The following is a 20,552-nucleotide window of genomic DNA, read 5'->3' as shown; positions in this document are numbered from 1 at the left end:
CTTATGAATCGTTGTCAAAGCGGTAAAAATTCCCTAGGGTGTTGGAGAAAAAGAATTCGTGATACTCAAAAAAAGAGCGATCGCACTTCAATAATAGAAGGGCGATCGCTCTTTCAGCAGCTAAGTCAATTGTCAGAAATACCACAGCAACATAGCCTGTGCCGACCATTTTCATGTCATGGATTTAAAAGACTATTGGAGTTGAGCAGCTTCAACTATAGCCTTGACCATATTAATAGCTTCCTTGATAGGTATTTGACCAGTTTCGACAGCTCTCATTAAATCCTGAGCCTCTTTAGGGCTAATTAAATTAAGCCTAACTGGTTCTTTCAAGGAAACAATAAATTTTGTCTTGTCACTTTCTCCAAGCTTAGATGCCCTTTCTTTTGTTTCAACCTCTCTTTGCTGTTCTTTTAGCTGTTGGAGCATTTCTGCTTTTTTCCCTTCGTTGAAAGTGCCATCAAAGAAGATCCTCTTTGCCCCAACGAGAGCTGCTGCACCTAATGCTGCACCGCCAACAACCAATCCTACTGGGGGTGCAACCGCTATTAGCCCAAACAATATGGATGTACCGCCGAAAGCCGCCACAGCAGCACCAGCAGCACCAGCACCTACCACACCAATCCCAATATCAGCTAAAATTCCTAGCTTATCATGAGGATTTTTTTCCAATTCCTCGATCGCTTTAAGGATTTGCTCCTTAGTTAGGGTTTTATTTCCGGACATATTAAGCCTTCTGATTGTTTCAATTTTTTTTATTTAAGCAGTGATAACGTGGCAAAAAACTGCATTAAAAACATCAATCAGTAGTTGAAAAAACAATCGGGCGATTTGAATAAAGTCTTGTGTTACTTCAACTATGCCATCTACTTGACGGTAGCCTTGATCTAGTCTATGTCCAGCGATCGCACCAACAGTTATACCTAGCACTGCTGCCAATGGCGCTAACACTGGGCCTATAATTGGTACTGAACTTGCCAATAGTCCCACAGCAGCTCCTAGAGCAATGCCCGTAGCTAAATTAGGATGTGCCTTGACAAACTCGATAATTTGGATCAGAACAATTTTCCCTACAGCCAAAACTTTGTTACCAGCTTTTTTCGTGTAGCTAGCCAATTCGTGCAATCTGATGGTGACTTCGTGGGGCAAGCCACTATCATTTAACCAGACATACAACTCGCTACTACTCATTGAATCGGCATCTACTTGCCAGAGAGCCATTTTTAAGTTTGCTTGGGGGAGGGATAATGCTTGTGCAGTCATTTTTTTCCTATGGGAAAGCTATAAGAGTGTCTCTTAAATATGATTGTGACTATAAAATCTCAGTGTTGTCCAGTCGGAAAAAGTAGGATCAAGTAGGGACTTTTATATCATTTGCCATTTACCCACGCCAGAAAAAGCTAGACAAACTCGATCGGGTCGGAAAAAGTCGGATCGAGTAGGATATAATAGGCAAAACCCCAGCATTAACCCGACCTATGGACGTTCAAGAAGTCTTAAAACTTGCCGACGACCTAGTTTTTATCAATACGGGAAAACACTTAGACAATCTGCAAGAGGTGATACTGCGGGGAACTTTACAAGGTCAGAAATACTCAAAAATAGCAGATGAATCTCACTGTAGTGAAGGTCACATTAAAGATATTGCCTCTGCATTATGGAAGCTACTATCAGAAGTATTAGGCGAAGAAGTCAATAAAGCCAATTTTAGAGTCAGATTGGAGCAAGTAAAATTATCAAATCTCTGGAATTTCAATAATAAAGATTGTGTACACATTGGTAACGTCAACGTCTGTGAAAATAATTCACAGTCCCCAAAAGTCCCCAATTCACCAATTGATGAAGAATTTCTAAACAAAGGCAACAGTGAATCAAAATTGCGTCAATTCTTAACTGAAATGCCTAAGTCTGGCATTTTCTACGATCGCACATCCGAACTCGCCACCCTCAAACAGTGGATTCTCCACGAACACACCCGCCTACTCGCCATACTAGGCATAGTCGGCATTGGCAAAACCGCACTCGCCGCACAACTTGTCCCACAAATCAAAGATGAATTTGATTTCGTCATCTGGCGAAGTCTCGCCACATCTCCACCCCCGTCAATACTTCAAACAAATATAATTCAATTCTTCTGTAGGGGCGGCGCCCCCGTGCCCGCCCCAAATGCCGACGGCGTGGTTGTCCCAGAGAATGGGACAACCACAGGGGGTTTGCCCCTACTGAACTACTTGCAAAAATACCGCTGTCTGCTGATACTCGATGACGTACAAATGGTAAATAGCAGCGGACAACTCGCTGGCAATTACCAACTTGGATACGAAGATTACGGCACACTATTCAGACAGGTAGGAGCATTATCTCACAATAGTTGTTTAGTGTTGCTCAGTTGGGAAAAACCCAGAGAAATCGCCGCATTAGAAGGCCAAAATCAGCCAATTCGCTCATTACAACTCCATGGTTTAGGTGCTGAAGCGGGGGAAATCCTGAGAGAAAAAGGTTTAGCTGAACATCAAAAATGGTCAGAACTAATTGAACAATACAGAGGCAATCCCTTGTGGTTAAAAATAGTGGCGACAATGATTCAAGATTTATTTAACGGCAGCCTATCTGAATTTTTGTCTGAGGATAAACTATTTTTAGGTGATTTAGAATTATTACTGGATAAGCCATTTAATCGCTTATCCGAGTCAGAAAAACAGGTAATGTCATGGCTAGCGAGTGAAACCGCGCCAGTTTCCATCTCAAAAGTGCCAGAAAATCTGCAATTGTCTCGATCGCAATTTTTGAAAGTTATGCAATCCTTGGGACGGCGTTCATTAGTTGAAAAAATCCCGGAAGGCGATCGCACATTTTTTACCCTTGCACCCGTACTAAAAGAGTATGTCAAAACTAACTATCCCCGCCCCAACTGTGAGTAATAAAAAATTATATTGGCGTTAAGTGAATTATCGGGAACTTGGAAATGTGCGATCGCCCTTATCCAAATCCTGCCCGCTAAACTAACGAGAATACGAGAATTATCAACAATATTCCTGGAGGCGCGGGTGCTCAGAAACCGGGTTTTTTGCCCAGAAGACACGTTACAACCCGCAGATTCAGTAAAAACCCGGTTATGAAGGTTCTGATGCGTAAGTGCCGTTGATATTAACCACCGCCACCGCCACCACCGCCACCACCGCCACTGTTATGGCTAATGATTAGAATTACTTCTTCGTACTCGCGATGGTAAGAGCAACTTCCGCAGTGGTGGGTAACTTGCTGCTTTCCTGAACGGCTAGTAGTTGCAGGAATCAAAACTTTATAAGTTCGTTTGAGCTTTAACTTTGTACACTGCTCATCCGCGCGAAAGATGTCACCATCGCCCGATTAATTGTAGGGACACGGCAGTGCTGTGTCCTAACTGTGGGTTATATCACTATTCCTAATAAATTTAGCGTTGAAATACGACACTTAACAAACTTAAAACCGTGCAACCAAACACGGCTTCAAATGTATATCTTCGCGAAGGTTTGTAAGGGTAAGAATTCCAAACGCGCAGTTCTCCATTAAAGCCGCGCGACGCTAAACTCAACGAAACTTGACGGTAGTTTTCCAAAGTTCGCTGAAGCAATTGCCCGATTAAAATGCCTAAACTGTGCATTCCCCGCTTCCAAGTGCGATAGCCACAACGCGAGTTTTGAGCAATCCAAAGTTCATCGGCGATCGCCAATAAGCTAAAAATAAACCGATACATTAGTAATAGCAGTTCTGTGACTAACTCTGGACAGCGTAATTGTCTGAGAATCTGCAAGATTTCGGTAAATGGAACCGTCAAGAGGATGAAATACATACAGCTTGTCGATGCGAAGGCGCGGGCAAACAAAAAGCTCACTTGGTATATTCCGCTGCGGCTCACATACAGATAAAAAGTGCCGATGCTAATCCCCCAACCTTGCCAAATATCCCACTGAATTTCCTGGATTTGACTTAACTCAACAGCACCCATCGCCAAAGCAGGCAAACTTGTCAGCAAAAACATCAACGGTAGCGACAGCAACCGCAAATACAGTTTCCCCGGAATACCCGCATAAATGACGATCCAGACAGCCAACCAAAGGGCGATCGACAATTGGACGATCGCCCCAGAAACTAGAGACAGAATTAAAAGGGCGATCGCAAAGGATAACTTGTGAGATGGCGGCAACCCCCGCAAGCGATTTGTATAAGCCAGACTATCAATCTGATGGTTCATTCCGACGGCTATTCATCATCAGATTTTTGTCGGTGCGATCGCCCCTTGTACAGCCCGATCGCATACCCAATTACGCCAGCTCCTAGCGCCGCTTGAGTCGCAAACAGCAAACTTTCAACTTCTCCGCTAGCAGGCTCAAAAAAGTGGTTAAACCAAGGTTGATAGTCCGGTTGAATTTCCGTAATCGCTTTCTCAGCCTCCCCATCCGATCCGCCATATTCACCCCGGACAAAAACTAAGGGAATAACGGCAAGCGCGATAACAGCAATTACCAACATCCAATTTTGTTGTGAAGTAGCTTGCTGATTTCTTGTGTTTTTTTGACTCATCGCTTATGACTCCCGTATCATCAATAACTTGAGAGTTTCTAGCTCTTGCTGCCCGTAAGAATGCAGCCAATTCCAGACCAATACAGTCAGCAATCCCTCACTAATCGCCAGGGGTACTTGAGTGATAGCAAAGATGCCAGCAAACTTGAAAAACGAAGCCATAAAACCGCCCCTAGCTGCGGGGAAAGCTAATGCCAACTGAAGCGAAGTAACCACGTAACTCAGCAAATTTGCCAAAGCGGCTGCACAAAAAATTGCCGCCCGTTGCCTGCCTGTTCGCATCAGCAATTGATAGATAAAATAAGCAGCAAACGGGCCAACGATCGCCATCGAAAACATATTAGCTCCCAGCGTTGTCAGCCCGCCGTGAGCTAACAGTAACGTTTGAAAAAGCAGCACCAAAGCACCGAGTACCGCCATCACCGAAGGGCCGAATAAAATCGCACCCAAACCCGTACCCGTTGGGTGAGAACAACTCCCCGTTACCGAGGGAATTTTTAAAGCAGAAAGTACAAAAGTAAACGCACCGGCTAAAGCTAGCAGCAGTTTAAGTTCCGGGTGTTCTTTGGTGATGCGAGTAATTGAGCGCAAACCTACTGCAAAAAAAGGCAACGCCACCATCCACCAAAATGCAGCCCATTGCACCGGCAAAAAACCTTCCGAAATGTGCATAGCTGCGGCGGGCGTTGCCGAACCCAAGACAATATAACAACTCAAGCCAGCCATCAATCCCAAGCTGACCAATTTCCGATTTCTGGTCTTCACACTGAACCTCGCAGATGAGACTATGTAAACTAACACATCGGCGGGCATCCTGACTCAGAAAGCGACAAAACTCTCATTACAGTTGCGGGACAGCGCCGGACTTGCACCGAACTTTCCCCGTTTCCTCTAACGGCTGCTCCCCATTAGAACCGACTGGTTAGACATAGTTTAGTCGATCGCGTAAGTCTCAGCAAATCTTTTACAAAAATTACTTCAGATTAACTAAGTCAAAATTACCTCTCATCTTCTCTTCTTTTCCTTCGTGTCTTCGCGGTTCGTTCAATAAATACTATCGCTCAACAAATCAACGCTATAATCTTAATGAGTTTTGAGGAAAGCCGCAATGTTACAGTACAACTTGCCGAGGCACTGGCCCTCAGCCGATGAACTACCAGACTCAGATGAAACGCCTGTGGATAACGAACTGCAAGAACTAATACCAGGGTTGTTAAAAGCAATATTGCTGATACTTTGGGCAGAACGCATGGACTGGTTTTTTGGCATAGATATGGGTATTTATCATCACCCGGATAAACCTGCCATTGTCCCGGATGCTTTCTTAAGTTTAGGAGTAGAAAGGTTTTATGATGAAGAATTGCGTCCCAGTTACGTGCTGTGGGATGAAAATGTTCTGCCGACTTTTGTGCTGGAAGTAGTTTCCCCAACTTATCGCAAGGAATACAGCACAAAGTTGGAGGAATATCAAGCTTTAGGCGTACTTTATTACGTCATTTATTCTTCCCGCCGCCGTCGTAAACCCCGTTTAGAAGTACACAAGTTAGTCAATGGGAAGTACGAGTTACAGCCAGGACATCCAGTTTGGATGCCAGAAATAGGTTTGGGGATTGGTTGTGAAAGGGGAAGTTATTCTGGGGTGACAAGGGAGTGGTTGTATTGGTATGATGCCGATGGAAAACGTTATCTGACTCCTGAAGAACAGGTGAAAGAATCCACGCAGCGCGCCCAACAGGAATCGCAGCGCGCCCAACAGGAATCGCAGCGCGCCCAACAGGAATCGCAGCGCGCCCAACAGGAATCGCAGCGCGCCGATCGACTGGCTGAACGTTCCGATCGACTAGCTCAGCGATTGCGCGAGTTGGGGATAGATCCTGATAATCTGGGCTGAGGGCAGTCAAGAGTACAACACTGGCCTACTCTTGAGGCTCAGAAACCGGGTTTTTCAACCGAGATCGATCGTCCTCAACCAAAGATTTTCTGGAAAAAACCCGGTTGCTGCATCCAGAAATGTGTGAATATTTATCGCAAAAATCAGGGAAGATGCAGCTAGATTTGGAAAAAACAGAGAGTTTGACGGGAAACATTGAGATGCAGCTCGAAAAAATGAAAATCAGCAGAGGTTATTAAATAATGGTCATGGATCTGCGTTCTTACGATGTCATCTGTTTTGGTGATGAAGTTCCAGGAGTTCTAGCTGTTATCTCTGCCTCCAGAGAATATCTTCGCCGAACAAAGCGTTATCCGCGAATTCTACTGATGTCGAAAGCAAGCTTGCAAGAAGGCATTGGCGGACATTTGGTAAGAGGCGGTCTTGCTTATTTAGATAGAAGTCAGATTAGTGAACAACTTCAACAATCTTTAAAGTTAGATACCTTTGGTTCACCGGCGACAATCTATAAAGAGTTCCTGCAAAAATCCGGTGTTAAGGCAATTGCACTTGACCCCCGCAAAGCCAGTGCAGCGCTGAAAGAAATGCTGATACAAGCTGGGGCAGATCTCCTCAGCAAAGTAGAAATTAAATCAGTCACTAAAGAAGGCCAAAAAATTGCCAGTATAACCACGTCTCAAGGCGTAGTTTATGCGGGCAAGCAATTTATTGATGCCACTGTCAATGGCGAATTAGCTCAAGCTGCAGGCGTGAGAAAGCTGAAGGGATTTGAAACATTTGGTCTGCCTAACTCAGAACTTCCAGTCACCCTCGTTTTTGAAACCCAAGGACTCAGTGCAAAAGCACTGAAAGAACTCGATTATACTTATCTAAAACGCTTCACAAACCTGGCAGATGCAGAGGGTCAAAAATTTTTGCTGTACGCGGCCGACAAGGATGCCCAGCTAGCACAAGAACTCCGGCGGGAAATGATCGACACTAGAGGCAATCTCAAAACTCTGTGGGCTGGTAACGATTACATCGATGTTCGTTCGCCCGCTTTGTCTGTAGCTTACCACTCCTTCAGGGGAAAAAAGCTATTTTTTCCTGAAACAGGCGTAATTTTAGATGAGGGAAATATAGCCATACTTCCAAATGATAGACTTTCGTGGAATGCGCTTTTATTTGCCGTCACCGCCAGCGAAGCAGAAGCATTAGCCAGAAGCGGGAGCAAACCCACGGCTAATATGCAAAGAGAGATGTTATTTATTACAACTTGGCTGAAGAGTTTGGGGGCTACTTCTGTTACTTACGCATCAGAACTTTATATCAGACACGCTGGCAATGTGACAGGCGTGGTAGAACCTTTAACGGGCGCACAAATGCTGTTAGGTGGCGTACCTGCTAATGAAGCCCTGGCAACATTTAGCTATCATTTTGATGTACGGGGAGGCATCCCGGGTATTCGCGACAAAGCAACTCGTCTAGGATGGTTTCAAAGTCTGAGTTTTAAACACCCTATCTTGAATATTGGCATCCGCCACGCATTAATTAAAAACGTTCCTAACCTGGCAGTGGTCAGTCCCTGTTCTGGATTTGAAGGGTTTGCTTGTTCTGTCGGCAGAATTGTGGAATTCAACGCCGCAGTTGGTCAAGGTGTCGGTATCGCTGCGGTTAATGCCATTCTAAATAACAAAAATCTAGCCGATGTATCTAACCGAGAAGTGAGACAAGTTCTCGCTGAAACAGGTCAGTTACCTAAAATTTTTGGAGCTCCAAATAGTGGTGAGGCAATGCTATTGGCGCAATTCGAGAATCTTGCCAGTTCGGATGCTATTGCGTAATATCAATTCCGGTTGTATTCAGAGATGACTGTTGACTGTTGACTGTTGACTGTTGACTGTTGACTAAAATTATGCTTTCGGGACAACGGACTGTGTGAACCTTTGAAAAATACCGATACAACCGGAAACCATATAATAGCAATTTCAATAAACAATGCAGGAGTAACCTGGGCAGGTGGAACGAAAATTCACCCAAAAGTTTTTAGCCCTAAATGAGTGAAATTGGTATTAACATTATCTCCCCGGGAACGACAACCATCACGTTGGTTTGTAGTTAGAACTTTAATCCTCATAAAATCCTGAACACTTCCGTCGTCACTACAAACCTATAACGGTGATTTTACCGGACATTATATAATACCTCGATCGCCCATATATTGAGTTCCCTCAGTAGATGGATTCTGTGTTTACTTATTTTAAGATAGTTAGGTCTTTTCGCGCCGACCTACTTACTGTAAAGGCGATGGACTTGCCACACTAACTGTGATGGCTTGTAGTAAGGGCTTAAGCCCTTTTTAGCTTTTAATGATTGACCACTGCATCACGGGTACGAGCGGTTTCTGGCCGAGGAAAGAGCCGATCGCCCCTACTGGCTGAATGCCAGTTCTAATTAGTTCGGCAATCCATTCGACCGCGCTCGTATTCAAAGGAGCCAAATCCGTCGTCTTCCAGGCTGATGCAAGCCCCTCCAAGCGCCGTTCCAAGTCCCCTCCCATCCGGTCAACCACAGTCATCAAAATGCTGCCAAACCCCGGTCTGTTAATCACAATTCAGGAACGGGAGCAGCGGTGTGTCGATCGGCGCTCAACATCAGCAAGCGCCCGCCCGGATACAAAGAGTGTAAAAATTGAAAACTTGCGTAAGTCTTATAATTTCAAACAAATCTGCCAAATTGGCAACATAGCTCTAATTAGTCCCGATATATTGAGGTAAATCGAACTAAAACACGGTTTTTGCTCATCTTTAGCAGTCCGTCCTAATATTTTTTGAGTATGGGCGAGTGCAAGGAAGGTGCAGTTTAAATTTATATAAGCCTTTTGAGAGTGATGGTAATGGCTAAATCAAATGCCATTGGCCATCAGTACCGATCGCCCAGATTGGTATTGTAACAGTTTGGTTTCGTCCTATTTTCGGGATGCACCAAGGTTCATTTATTACAAAGATTTCACTCTTTAGTCTGAAGTCAAGAGCAATTGCTTCACACTCTTTAAAATCCTACATTGGCATTCATTGAAATTGGCAGTGTCGGCGCTCGTGGAAGTCCTTTTCGTCTTTACATACAGGTAAAAGGAGATAAATCGCGATGCCTCCATTAGATTCATCAGCTCCTGAGCCCTTAAATAATATTGTTGGAAACAGCAATAGTTTAAACACCTTGAATTCGTTGGCGAATAACCCTGGTGCCTGCAGCAGCAGTTCCACCCAATCTAGTGCCTTTGTAGATAACAGTGGTGCAGGCAGCACCAGCAGTGGGACAGCCACTTCCCCGACGGGAACCAGTACCAGTAGTGAGACTGCTTACGCTGCGGGGGCTACCTCTAGCAGCGGGAGTACACAAGCGCAAACTTCTTCTGTTGCTGCTCCAACTTCCAGCGCGACAGCAACGGCCCCAGCGCCAACACCTGCACCCTCAAATAATGAGGATGCGATCACTACGGGTACTGGTGGCGAGAGTACGATAATTCCTGAGCCAACAGATAACAGTAACAGCAATAATTCGATCGCACTTCCCGATCACAATACCAACAACAGCAATGCTGAGACAACCCCAGCTCCAGAAATGGTCGCCCCAGAAAACTATCCTGGCGCATTAACTATCAGCTACGACAGCAACGGCGACGGATATTGGCTCGGCACCAACGAGAGCGATGTGATTACTGGCGGTAGCGGGATCGAGCAAATTTTTGCAGGAAGCGGCGACGATATTGTCCAAGCTAACAGAGGTGATGATGCGATCGATGGAGGCGATGGAAACGACACTTTGCGGGGAGGAAAAGGTCAAGATGTGCTCAGTGGCGGCAACGGCGACGATTTTCTTTGTGGCGACTTCGGCAGCGATACAGTGATTGGAGGTAGCGGCGCTGATACCTTTGCCTTTAGGCCGGAAACAGCGAGTGCAGCAGCTAATCCATTGTTAGCAGATCGAGTCGTGGATTTCAATCCCGCTGAAGGCGATCGAATTGGGCTGACAGGGGGACTTTCGGTAACAGACTTGACACTCGTCGCGTTTGATACGGATGGTGACGGTACGACAGACGCGACTCTGCTCAAGTTTAGTTCAAATAATGGCGATCGAATTTTAGCTGTTGTTTTGGGAACAGTTAACGCAGCGGGTGCAACCACTTTGAGCAATGCTGATTTTATTAGTTTGCCAAATGACATCTTGTAGTTAATAGTTAACCGTTAACACCAACTACCCCGCAGGAATTGTCGGGGGAGGAAGTTAATAAATTTATATAGGTGGAGAGAGAAAGATGAAGGATTTGTACCGCCCCTTGATTGAACCAAGTGAAATCATCGAACTACTCAGACAAGAGATGCAATTAAAAACATTTAGTCAAAAGGTGTTGCAGAAAAAAGTTATTGAAAAAGCCGCCCAGGAACGGGGGTTAACTGTGACTCCCGACGAAATCCAAGCTGTGGGCGACCAACTCCGCCGCGAGAAGCGTTTGGAGAAAGCAGCGGACACGATTGCTTGGCTGGTCGATCAGATGATTTCTGTAGAAGATTTAGAAGCCGGAATTTGCGATCGGCTCCTCAGCCAAAAACTAGCGGAGCACTTGTTCAGCCAAGAAGTAGAAAAGATTTTTGTTCAAAATAAATTGCAATTTGACCAAATAATTCTTTATCAAATAGTTCTTGCCAACCCCCAGCTTGCTCAGGAACTATTTTATCAAATTCAAGAAGGAGAAATCAGCTTTTTTGCGGCAGCTCACCTGTACGATATTGACGAAAATCGTCGGCATATATGCGGTTGCGAAGGCAAGGTTTATCGGTGGGGTTTAAAACCAGACATAGCCATCGCCGTATTTAGTGCTCAACCCGGAGAAGTGATTCGTCCAATTGAAACAGAGCTAGGATATCACTTGTTCCTGGTTGAAAAGTTTCTCCCGGCGGAATTAACTCCTGAACGGTATCAAGAAATATTGCACAATCTGTTTAACGAATGGCTGGCTAACGAAGTCAACTATTTATTGTACACTTCTAAAGTGTAGAAACTTACTTTTTCGTCCTCAAAAACCCATATATATAATTGTGTCCCAACCACATACAATGCTAAAATTTAGGGTTATTCAGGGTGGACAGAAAGACCTAATATCGTTTACGGCAGCACCCATATTATTCAATGATTGGGGCGGTGCGTGAGTGTAAATAGTCTCATGCGTGTGGATTTAAATATTGCTTCCTCTCAGGCACCCTATTAGTTACGTAAAAAGTGGTTGGATGAGGTACTTCTAGCACAATAAGGTTCAGTTAAAAAGGTAACTTCTGGCCGTAGCCGCTCACGAAAATTGAGAACGGAAGAAAGTCTAGGTGATTGCTTCGTGGTTTCTTAGTACCCTCGCAACTGCGCGAAGCATAGCGAACAATGAGACGCTTAGCTAACCCAAGCGTATTGACTTATAGCACTTTTACAATTACTTTTGGAATGTGAGTTTTGCCAACCCCATATACGCCAGCTAGCAAAGCCCAAAGGAAAAAAATATATCGGTTAAAAACGCCACTCTAATATATTATCCTCAAAAGGTGCTTTTTTCCTCCTATTTATTAATTAGCTGCGTCCCTCAGCGTTCATCTGCATACATCTGCGGTTAAAAACCGACATAATTTTGTCGCCACCAAGCCCGCACAAACTTAATCTCCTCAAACGTATAACGTTCTTCCAAAAAATCATAAATGGCTCTCAGTTTCTCATCCCCCATAACTTCAATTGCGTACACTATCGCCTGCTGGCGTTCCGATTCTACCAACAAATTTATATCAACTTCCCTGCCCATTTCCATCAATTCTATCAGATGCCCAGAAATAGTATTAGGACTCATACCCCGCGCATTGGCTATTCCTTGAACTGTCAAACCTTGTCGGTATAATTCCCAGGTTTGCATCTGCGAATAAGACGCAACGTTAGCAAGATTGGGAAGATTAGCGACCTCAGAAGATGCAGCACCACTTGGCAATCCTTGTTCTTGGCAAAAAGTGCGAATTGCCTCCAAGAAAACCTTACCGTACTTATCTCGCTTGTTGCTACCAACGCCGTAAACTTCCTCGAATTCGGTGAGATTTTGCGGGCGTTTTTCTGCCATATCTCGCAAGCTTTTATCGGCAAAAACTACGTAAGGTGGCACAAATTGTTCGTCGGCAATTTGCTTGCGTAGCGTCCGCAGTATGGTAAATAAAGCTTCTACTTCTACTGCCAAAGATCGAACTTTTCCTTGTACTTCTCGCGGGGGCTCAATGGCGATTTCAACTGTGCGCTGACGTTTCATGATTTCCCAACTTTTTTCATTCAGTTTCAAAATAGGAAATCCGTCGGTTTTTTCGTCTAACAAACCTTGATTTAACAGCGTGCGGCTCAATTTTTTCCATTCCTCAGCACTTCTATCTTTGCCAATTCCGTAAGTAGAAAGTTGGTGGTGCTGGTATTGCAATATTTTTTGATTTTTTGAACCGCGCAGCACGTCAATAATATGATTCATGCCGAATTTTTCTTGGCATCGGGCGACGCAAGAAAGAAATTTCATTGCCTCAATCGTCCAATCTTCTACGGGTTTTTGGTTGCAACAGTTATCGCAAGTCCCGCAGTTTCCAGGGAATGAATCGCCAAAATAACTTAACTGGATTGTGCGACGGCAATCGGTGGATTCTGCATAGTTGATTACTCGACGCAACTGTTGGCGGGCAATTCGTTGTTCTTGTGGATCAGGTTTTTGCTCGATGATGTAGTCGATCATTTTGACATCGCCGTAGCCGAAAAATAAGCTGCAATGGGCGGGTTCGTTGTCTCGGCCTGCGCGGCCGGATTCTTGATAGTATCCTTCGAGATTCTTGGGTAAGTCGTAGTGAATTACAAACCGCACGTCGGGTTTGTTAATGCCCATACCGAAGGCTATTGTGGCTACCATTACTTGCACGTCGTCGCGAATGAAGCGGGTTTGATTGGTGGCGCGATCGACATCGTTCATGCCTGCGTGGTAGGGTAAGGCTTGGATGCCACTTTGTTGCAATTTATAGGCAACTTCGTCAACTTTTTTGCGGCTGAGGCAATAGATAATTCCCGAACCGCCTTTTTTTTGGATAATTTGCAAAACTTCGGCAAAACTGTGTTTGGTTTTGGGGCGAACTTCGTAGTATAAATTGGGGCGGTTGAAGCTGGCGACGTGGATGTAGGGATTTCGCAGAGTTAACTGCTGGATAATGTCTTGGCGGACGCGCTCGGTGGCGGTGGCGGTTAGTCCCATAATGGGAATGTCGGGATATCGATCGCGCACTCGTTGCATTTGCCTGTATTCTGGTCGAAAGTCGTGCCCCCATTCCGAAACGCAGTGGGCTTCGTCGATCGCAAATGCCGAAATTCCTAACTTATTTGCTACTATATCTAAAAACGGTAAAAATCTCTCGCCCAGCAACCGTTCGGGCGCAACATAGAGCAATTTAATCTTACCTTCGAGAATCGCCGTTTCGCGCGATCGGGTTTCCTGACTGCTCAAAGTGCTGTTGAGAAAAGTCGCCCCAATTCCATTATCCTGCAAAGCTTCCACCTGGTCTTGCATCAGAGCAATTAACGGCGAAACAACCACTGTCAATCCCGGTTTCAACAGTGCCGGTAATTGAAAACACAAAGACTTGCCACCCCCCGTCGGCATGACAATCATCATATCCCGTTTTTGTAAAGCAGCTTCGACAATTTCCTGCTGTCCCGGACGGAAAGAGTCATAGCCAAAAAAATGTTTAAGAGCTTGTTCCAGGGACAGTGGCACAGAAGATATTGGCGGATTAGACGCTGACATTTGCAGTAGTTGGTTGTTGGCTTCTAAACTATTCTATGCCTTTTGAGCACAAATACAGTTACAATAATTGAGAATCTCAATTTAAGCAGAAAAACTGATGCCGAAAGCAATTTGGAATGGTGCCGTTTTGGCCGAGAGCGATAAGTGCGAAATTGTAGACAACAACTATTATTTCCCCGCCGATGCCATCAACCGTGAGTATTTCAAGGACAGCAGCACTCACACTACTTGCGGTTGGAAAGGTGTTGCTAGTTACTACAGTGTGGAAGTCGGCGGACAAGTTAATAAAGATGCTGCTTGGTACTATCCTACTCCGAAAGATGCTGCTAAAAATATTGCAGGATATATTGCTTTTTGGAAAGGAGTTAAGGTAGAGGCTTAAAGCAGTTTTGAGTTAATCTATTCAGAACCCAACTTCTTGAACAAGTATGGGTTCTGGGCATTATTTCACTATTCTTAAGAACAGGCAAGATGCCTGTTCCACAAAGTTGACGGGGTTCTCGGAAAAGTTCGGGATTACAATTCTCAAGAACAGGCAAGATGCCTGTTCCACAAAGAGTGAATTTTCTTGTATCTCCAAAATTAATCTTTTTCCCAAACGGCGACTGCTTCCCATCCCAAACCGCGGCGAACAACAATCGGTTCGCTTTGTGTCAAATCGAGAATGGTAGAAACTTGATATCCCGGATCGGAACCGTCATCGACAATGACATCCACTAGCTTTGAAAAACAGTCAAACAGCTCAGCTTTGCCAAAGCTTTCTGCTTTAGATGCAGGGACTGGTGCTGCACCTTCATCATCCGTGGTAATGTGAGCGGAAGTTGAAATAATCGGATTTCCCAAGGCTTCCAACAGTGTAAAACAAAGCCGCTGGTCTGGAACGCGAATTCCAGTGGTTTTGCGCTTCGGGCTCATTACCAACCGTGGCACTAACTTGGTAGCTGGCAGCAGAAATGTATAAGGCCCCGGTATTAACCGCTTGATAATTCTGTATGCTTCATCGCTGACGGCAGCATAGTCGGTGATATTTGACAGAGAGGAACACAAAAACGTTAAAGGCTTGTCATTGGATAGTTGCTTGATCTGCCTAACTCGTTCTACCCCAGACTTGGAGTTGAGATCGCAGCCGATCGCGTAAACTGTATCTGTTGGATAAAGCATCACGGCCCCATCTTTTAGAGCTTTTGTAATCTTCTCGATCCGGTCTCTTTGGGGTGCAACTGGATGCACTTCGTAAATAGTTGCCATGTTAAGATATTGCAGGCTAAGTGGGCGATCGAAATATCGAGTGAAACAATCAATGTTGAAAATTAATTGTTAACAATGAATAAAATAGCTTATTTTGACTGTCCAACCGGCATTGCTGGCGATATGTGCATCGGAGCTCTCATCCACGCTGGCGTTCCTTTAGACTACCTAATCGAAAAACTCAATTTGCTCGGCATTTCGACAGAGTACCAGTTGCGGACGGAATTAGTCCACCGGAATACTCAACAAGCAACTAAATTTTATGTCGATTTAGCTGCGGATTTGTCGTTAAAACCCACAAATCCCGCTACCGAACTCGATCCCTCGGAAACCGAATCCCCGACTTTTGACGCCCGCCACCACCATCATCACGGGGAAGAACATTCTCACAGTCACGGCGAAGCAGATGCCGAAATTAGCCACACTCATCACCGCCACTTGCCACAAATTGAGCAAATCATCGTCTCTGCAAAATTGCCTCCGCGCGTGGAAGCTTGGAGTTTGACTGTATTTGGCAAATTAGCAGAGGCAGAAGGTGCCGTACACGGTATCCCCCCAAGCGAGGTTCACTTTCACGAGGTGGGGGCGACGGATGCAATTATTGATATTGTCGGTACTTGTTTGGGTTTAGATTGGTTGGATATTGATGAATTTTACTTTTCGGCAATGCCGACTGGTGCAGGTACGGTGAAGGCTGCCCACGGCAGATTAGCGGTGCCGACGCCGGCGGTGATGCGGTTGTGGGAAACGCACCGAGTGCCGGTTTACAGCAATGGGATCGATCGCGAATTGTGCACTCCTACGGGAACTGCGATCGCCTGTACTCTCGCCTCTGCTTTCGGCCCGCCACCGTCGATGCAAATTCAGGCGATCGGTTTGGGTGCAGGTTCTCGAAACCTGGCAATTCCTAATATTTTGCGCCTCTGGATTGGGGAGAAGTCAGAAGGGGAGAGTGGGAGAGTGGGAGAGTGGGAGAGTGGGAGAAAGACGGCTACTAATTCCCAATTCCCAATGCCCGATTCCCAATTACCAATGCCCAATTCCATAGAAACTATTACGGTATTGGAAACACAAATTGATGATTTGAGTCCGCAGGCGATCGGCTATGTTTTTGATGCTTTGTTTGCCGCCGGAGCTCTGGATGTTTTCACTGCACCAATTGTGATGAAAAAGTCGCGGCTGGGGGTTTTGTTAACGGCGATTTGTCCTCCCGAATTGCAGGATGCTTGCGAAGCAGTTATTTTTCGCGAAACTACTACTCTGGGAATTAGGATCTCGACTCAACAGAGAACTATTTTACACCGACAAATCCAGACCGTTAAAACAGAATACGGCGAAGTCAAGATAAAAGTTGCGAAGTCGGGAGAAACGATTGTTAATGTACAGCCGGAATACGAAGATTGCGCGGAAATTGCCAGAATTAAAAATATTAGCTGGCGGGAAGTTCACCGCTTGGCGCTGCAAAGTTGGTACGATCGCACTTAATCAATTACAGTGAATTACAAGAGAAATTTAGTCCATGACGGGGTGAAAAACCGTCCGACCCAGCAGGCAGGAGGAATATCTAAATCAGAGAAATCAAAAGCTCTGATATCATGTCCGGTCGATTACCCTAATACGGTAGGGGCGGGTTCACGAAAAATATCTGCCAATAATTGACAATCTCAAAAACCCGCCCTTTTAATCGCTTTTTCTTCAAGCTATTATAGAAACATACTTCATTTCCGATCGCATTATGGTTGCGTTACCCGATCGCCTATCGATGAGCGCAGAAGAATACCTGGCTTGGGAACCCACCCAAGAGGAACGCTACGAGTATTGGGATGGCGAAGTAGTCGCGATAAGCGGTCAAACCCGCAATCACAATCGAATTACCATAAACTTTTTCAAGCTATTAGACGATCGCCTTAATCTCCCTTACGAAATTTACATTATAGATGTAAAAGTCCAAGTGGAACCAGGGCAAAAGTATTTTTATCCTGATGTTGTAGTAACTGGTGATGAGCCTGATAACGATCCGCAATTAGTGCAATTTCCTTTCTTAATTATCGAAGTTTTATCGCCTTCCACAGAAGCAGCAGATCGCGGCATTAAATTTGCTAAATACCGCCAACTTTCAACACTGCAAGAGTATGTCTTGGTGCAAGTAGAACAGCCCGGAGTAGAGATATTTCGGCGCAATCAACAGGGGCAATGGGTTCTCTCCGAGTATGGTTGGGGCGATTCCTTGCAACTTGAATCGGTGAATCTAGAAATTGCGATCGCCGATTTATATCGCCAAGTACAATTTTCTTAAAAATTCCGCTATTAAGGGATTTGATATTAATTATTCTAGGATTTTTTTTAATTATTTGAACGAACCGCGAAGGCGCGAAGAGCGCGAATAAAGAACAGTATTTTCTTCTTTCTCTTTCTTCGCGTCCGCGTGCCTCGCGGTTCATTTAATCTTACTCCAGATTCGTAAAAACCCGGTTTCTGGGCCCCGAGGCGTAAGGTCTATTTAAACTGAGATGTTGCACCATTCTCAATAAACTTTTTATGAACAGGCAAAATGCCTGTTCCACAAGAAAATTTACTCTTTGTGGAACAGGCATCTTGCCTGTTCTTGAGAATGGTGCAAAATGTAAAATTTAAACAAACTGACCCGTTGGAGTCGATCGCACGCGGCGAATCCCAATCACCGACGGCATCGGCGAACGACGCCGATCGTTCTCAATATTGCTCGGCCACAAACTGCCGCGAGCAACACTACGAGCCTGATTAAAAAGAGCACCGTTCAAATCCAACATTTCAATTTGCCGACTGAGTACAGTACCATCATCGATCGGACAATCTTCCCCAGGATGCTGCACCGCAAGCAACAGCGTGTCTCCGATAAAAGTTGGCCCCGTCAATTCGCATCGGTTCGGGCCGTAAGCAAACGGAACTACTGTTCCTGCATTCGGGCCGGAAGTCGGAGTGTAAAACAGCCAATTGTTGCCGAAAACACCAGTAATATCTGACACATTTCCAGTCTTGTTGTGGTCGATCGTCGTTGGCTCTCCAGTCGCACCGACATCAAAACCGTTGTGCGTGCTCGTAGACATATCAGTCACGCCCCAAACATTGCCTTGAGGGTCAAAAGCCAAATTGTCTACATTAGCAAATCCCGCCCCATCTGCCGCACCGGCTTCTCCACCTTGAGCCAAACGCTGCCAGCGGAACGTCAAACCCGCACCATCAGGACTGTCTTCAATTATTTTGTAAAGTCCTCCCGACTGCTGATTGCTGTTGACTGCGCTACCGTATTTAGCAACATTAAAAATGCGAGAATCTGGATAGCCGTCGCTTCCCGGTGCGCCGTCAGTATAGGCAATAAAAACTTCCTTAGTAGTAGGATTAACTTCCAAATCTTCCGGTCGCGCCGTCGGAGTGCCACCAATCAAATTAGCAGCTAAAAAAGCATCAACTAAAACCGCACCTTGGCTGCTGTAGAAATCAGCCAGAGTTTTATTTTGGTAGCCCGGAAGTGCTGTTGCTTCATTGGTTGTATCTACTACAAAAGAACCGCCGTCTTCGGTTTGACCAGCAATTCCTGCGCGTTTGGGGAAGCGAGTAGCGGCATCTCTTTGAGCTTTGCCAAAACTTGCTAATTCCGCCTCGCCAACTTTAGAAGGACGCACTGGATTTGTCTGGCTATTTATAGTTAGTGGCAGCCATCTTCCAGTACCGTTGCGGTTGTATTGGGCAACGTACAAAACGCCGTCTTCAAACAAGCGGCTGTTGGTTTTATCTGCGGGATTTGTGACACTACCGTTGCTGACAAATTTCCAGGTGTGTCCGCCGCGCCGATCGTCTCCCATGTACACTACTAATCTGCGGCCTGCTTCGGCGCGAATCGCGACGTTTTCGTGGCGGAAGCGGCCCAACCATGTGTGCTTCCGGGGGCGGAAACTCGGATCTTGGGGATCGACTTCTACCATCCAGCCATATTTTTCGCCGACTAAGCCGAATTCCTCGCCGATAGTGCCCTTGGCGTAGCCGGTTTGGCCGCCGTTGGGCTTGATGTTTTCCTGAACTCCGACGAAAAATGCTTCGCTACCTTGGAAATTTTCTTCGGCTGAGAGGATTGTGCCCCAAGGGCTTGTGCCACCGGAACAGTTGTAGGCTGTACCGATTATCCGGTTGCCGAGTCCGTCGGTGTTGACTTGGGCGAAGACTTGGGTGGCTGCAGGACCCGTGCCGATGAGGTAGTTGTCGTCGCCTTGTCTGCTTCCCCAGGAGGTGACATCTTTGTATGTGTCGGAACGCTGGCTGTTGATTCCGAGGCCGGACAGTCCGTGGATGCGGCGGTTGAGAGAGTCGCCGGCGATCACCCCAAATCTGCCGTTCGCTTGTTTGGTGATGCGGACGATCGAACCACCGAGATTGTACAGAAATTCGCCAAGGGTATCGCGATTCTTTACCGATAAGTCTATACCGAGGACGGCGCGATCCGTTGCTGGAAACGATGCCAAATCTGACGGGGTGTCCGGCGCTGCTTTCGACATCGGGAAAGATACGTACTCGTGGTTAACCCAGAGATAACCGTCGTCATTGCTGCCACCCAGGCCTACAAAGCCTGTGTAGTCGTTGTTGTAGCCGAAATAGTCTGCCGGATCGGGGAAAACTCGATCGCCCCAGCGGACAATCACGTAACGTTCGTATTCCGGCGGCACAACCATATCGTCAACAACGCTGTAGCTGGTTAATCTAGTATCCTGCGAGGCAGCCATCACGGTTCCCTGTCCCCCCGGCGCCATCGCCATGAAGCTGGGCAGTTCTCGATAAATCGGCAGCGGGTGGGGAAGTCTTAACGGAGTGAAAGATAGTGGCCCTACAACAGCTTCGGTCGAGGTGGAATTGATGCCAAACAGTGTTTGAGTTAACTGAGGGGCAAGCACGGTGGTAGCTGCACTGCTACCAAAGAAAATTAGCAGTTGTCGGCGAGTTATTTTAGACATAAATTCCTTATTCAACCCAACATCCCTACTCATACGA

General features: G+C 45.8%; 21 protein-coding genes and 1 riboswitch. Of the genes, 9 read left to right on the top strand and 12 right to left on the bottom strand.

Annotation, left to right across the window (positions count from 1 at the left end; genetic code table 11):
* Window position 1: 1 nt before the first annotated feature.
* From D0A37_RS07725 to D0A37_RS07715, 3 genes are all read right to left on the bottom strand, one after another.
* A complete protein-coding gene (locus D0A37_RS07725) occupies window positions 2-175 on the bottom strand; it encodes a hypothetical protein (protein ID WP_242723009.1) in 174 nt (57 codons plus the stop codon).
* Window positions 176-192: 17 nt separating this feature from the next.
* Window positions 193-672 (bottom strand): hypothetical protein, encoded by a 480-nt coding sequence (locus tag D0A37_RS07720; protein WP_242723007.1) that lies wholly within the window; start codon window positions 670-672, stop codon window positions 193-195.
* 87 nt (window positions 673-759) lie between these two features.
* Window positions 760-1,263 carry a hypothetical protein gene (locus D0A37_RS07715; protein WP_242723005.1) on the bottom strand — a complete coding sequence of 168 codons (504 nt, stop codon included), beginning with the start codon at window positions 1,261-1,263 and terminating at the stop codon, window positions 760-762.
* Window positions 1,264-1,478: 215 nt separating this feature from the next.
* On the opposite strand from D0A37_RS07715, the gene D0A37_RS07710 reads away from it, so the two are divergent.
* Complete coding sequence (locus D0A37_RS07710) at window positions 1,479-2,921, top strand: helix-turn-helix domain-containing protein (RefSeq protein WP_242723001.1); 1,443 nt, start codon at window positions 1,479-1,481, stop codon at window positions 2,919-2,921.
* Window positions 2,922-3,147: 226 nt separating this feature from the next.
* On the opposite strand, the gene D0A37_RS07705 is transcribed toward D0A37_RS07710, so the two are convergent.
* The 4 genes from D0A37_RS07705 to D0A37_RS07690 all read right to left on the bottom strand — a co-directional run bounded on the left by D0A37_RS07705 (window position 3,148) and on the right by D0A37_RS07690 (window position 5,289).
* Entirely contained in the window at window positions 3,148-3,297 is a 150-nt protein-coding gene (locus tag D0A37_RS07705; protein ID WP_242722998.1) for a hypothetical protein, read from the bottom strand.
* Window positions 3,298-3,433: 136 nt separating this feature from the next.
* Window positions 3,434-4,234, bottom strand: a complete 801-nt coding sequence (gene cbiQ / locus D0A37_RS07700; protein WP_242722995.1) for a cobalt ECF transporter T component CbiQ — start codon at window positions 4,232-4,234, stop codon at window positions 3,434-3,436.
* A gap of 8 nt (window positions 4,235-4,242) precedes the next feature.
* Complete coding sequence (locus tag D0A37_RS07695; protein WP_242722992.1) at window positions 4,243-4,563, bottom strand: energy-coupling factor ABC transporter substrate-binding protein; 321 nt, start codon at window positions 4,561-4,563, stop codon at window positions 4,243-4,245.
* 3 nt (window positions 4,564-4,566) lie between these two features.
* Window positions 4,567-5,289, bottom strand: coding sequence for an energy-coupling factor ABC transporter permease (locus tag D0A37_RS07690; RefSeq protein WP_242725421.1), 723 nt, complete (start codon window positions 5,287-5,289; stop codon window positions 4,567-4,569).
* Window positions 5,290-5,350: 61 nt separating this feature from the next.
* Window positions 5,351-5,497, bottom strand: a riboswitch (cobalamin riboswitch).
* Window positions 5,498-5,671: 174 nt separating this feature from the next.
* Here D0A37_RS07690 and D0A37_RS07685 point away from each other — a divergent pair.
* The 3 genes from D0A37_RS07685 to D0A37_RS07680 all read left to right on the top strand — a co-directional run bounded on the left by D0A37_RS07685 (window position 5,672) and on the right by D0A37_RS07680 (window position 8,277).
* Window positions 5,672-6,454 carry a Uma2 family endonuclease gene (locus tag D0A37_RS07685; protein WP_242722989.1) on the top strand — a complete coding sequence of 261 codons (783 nt, stop codon included), beginning with the start codon at window positions 5,672-5,674 and terminating at the stop codon, window positions 6,452-6,454.
* Window positions 6,455-6,558: 104 nt separating this feature from the next.
* Window positions 6,559-6,693 (top strand): hypothetical protein, encoded by a 135-nt coding sequence (locus D0A37_RS28935; protein ID WP_278187167.1) that lies wholly within the window; start codon window positions 6,559-6,561, stop codon window positions 6,691-6,693.
* Window positions 6,694-6,702: 9 nt separating this feature from the next.
* A complete protein-coding gene (locus D0A37_RS07680; RefSeq protein WP_242722986.1) occupies window positions 6,703-8,277 on the top strand; it encodes an FAD-dependent oxidoreductase in 1,575 nt (524 codons plus the stop codon).
* A 515-nt stretch (window positions 8,278-8,792) separates the two neighbouring features.
* Here the strand turns inward: D0A37_RS07680 and D0A37_RS07675 are convergent.
* A complete protein-coding gene (locus tag D0A37_RS07675) occupies window positions 8,793-9,044 on the bottom strand; it encodes a hypothetical protein (RefSeq protein ID WP_242722984.1) in 252 nt (83 codons plus the stop codon).
* 536 nt (window positions 9,045-9,580) lie between these two features.
* Between D0A37_RS07675 and D0A37_RS07670 the strand changes: the two genes are divergently transcribed.
* Window positions 9,581-10,666: a calcium-binding protein gene (locus tag D0A37_RS07670; protein WP_242722981.1), complete on the top strand. Its 1,086-nt coding sequence runs from the start codon at window positions 9,581-9,583 to the stop codon at window positions 10,664-10,666.
* Window positions 10,667-10,751: 85 nt separating this feature from the next.
* Window positions 10,752-11,492, top strand: coding sequence for a peptidylprolyl isomerase (locus tag D0A37_RS07665; protein WP_242722979.1), 741 nt, complete (start codon window positions 10,752-10,754; stop codon window positions 11,490-11,492).
* Window positions 11,493-12,089: 597 nt separating this feature from the next.
* On the opposite strand, the gene recQ is transcribed toward D0A37_RS07665, so the two are convergent.
* Window positions 12,090-14,285 (bottom strand): DNA helicase RecQ, encoded by a 2,196-nt coding sequence (gene recQ / locus D0A37_RS07660; protein ID WP_242722977.1) that lies wholly within the window; start codon window positions 14,283-14,285, stop codon window positions 12,090-12,092.
* A gap of 97 nt (window positions 14,286-14,382) precedes the next feature.
* Here recQ and D0A37_RS07655 point away from each other — a divergent pair, with 97 nt between their 5' ends.
* Entirely contained in the window at window positions 14,383-14,667 is a 285-nt protein-coding gene (locus tag D0A37_RS07655; protein ID WP_190738299.1) for a DUF427 domain-containing protein, read from the top strand.
* Between the two features lie 200 nt (window positions 14,668-14,867).
* Here D0A37_RS07655 and D0A37_RS07650 read toward each other — a convergent pair whose 3' ends face one another.
* Complete coding sequence (locus tag D0A37_RS07650; RefSeq protein ID WP_242722975.1) at window positions 14,868-15,533, bottom strand: L-threonylcarbamoyladenylate synthase; 666 nt, start codon at window positions 15,531-15,533, stop codon at window positions 14,868-14,870.
* Between the two features lie 75 nt (window positions 15,534-15,608).
* Here D0A37_RS07650 and larC point away from each other — a divergent pair, with 75 nt between their 5' ends.
* Together larC and D0A37_RS07640 are read left to right on the top strand one after the other, a co-directional pair.
* Complete coding sequence (larC, locus tag D0A37_RS07645; RefSeq protein WP_242722972.1) at window positions 15,609-17,018, top strand: nickel pincer cofactor biosynthesis protein LarC; 1,410 nt, start codon at window positions 15,609-15,611, stop codon at window positions 17,016-17,018.
* A gap of 250 nt (window positions 17,019-17,268) precedes the next feature.
* On the top strand, window positions 17,269-17,829 hold the full coding sequence (locus D0A37_RS07640; RefSeq protein WP_242722969.1) for a Uma2 family endonuclease: 561 nt from the start codon (window positions 17,269-17,271) through the stop codon (window positions 17,827-17,829).
* A gap of 151 nt (window positions 17,830-17,980) precedes the next feature.
* On the opposite strand, the gene D0A37_RS07635 is transcribed toward D0A37_RS07640, so the two are convergent.
* Window positions 17,981-18,127, bottom strand: coding sequence for a hypothetical protein (locus D0A37_RS07635; protein ID WP_242722966.1), 147 nt, complete (start codon window positions 18,125-18,127; stop codon window positions 17,981-17,983).
* A gap of 36 nt (window positions 18,128-18,163) precedes the next feature.
* Window positions 18,164-20,515 carry a PhoX family protein gene (locus D0A37_RS07630; RefSeq protein ID WP_242722963.1) on the bottom strand — a complete coding sequence of 784 codons (2,352 nt, stop codon included), beginning with the start codon at window positions 20,513-20,515 and terminating at the stop codon, window positions 18,164-18,166.
* Between the last annotated feature and the right edge of the window lie 37 nt (window positions 20,516-20,552).

The organism is Microcoleus vaginatus HSN003 (assembly GCF_022701255.1).
GTDB lineage: Bacteria > Cyanobacteriota > Cyanobacteriia > Cyanobacteriales > Microcoleaceae > Microcoleus > Microcoleus vaginatus_B.
The sequence above is the reverse complement of the archived record's forward strand: the minus strand, read 5'-3'. Positions and strand labels throughout refer to the sequence as shown.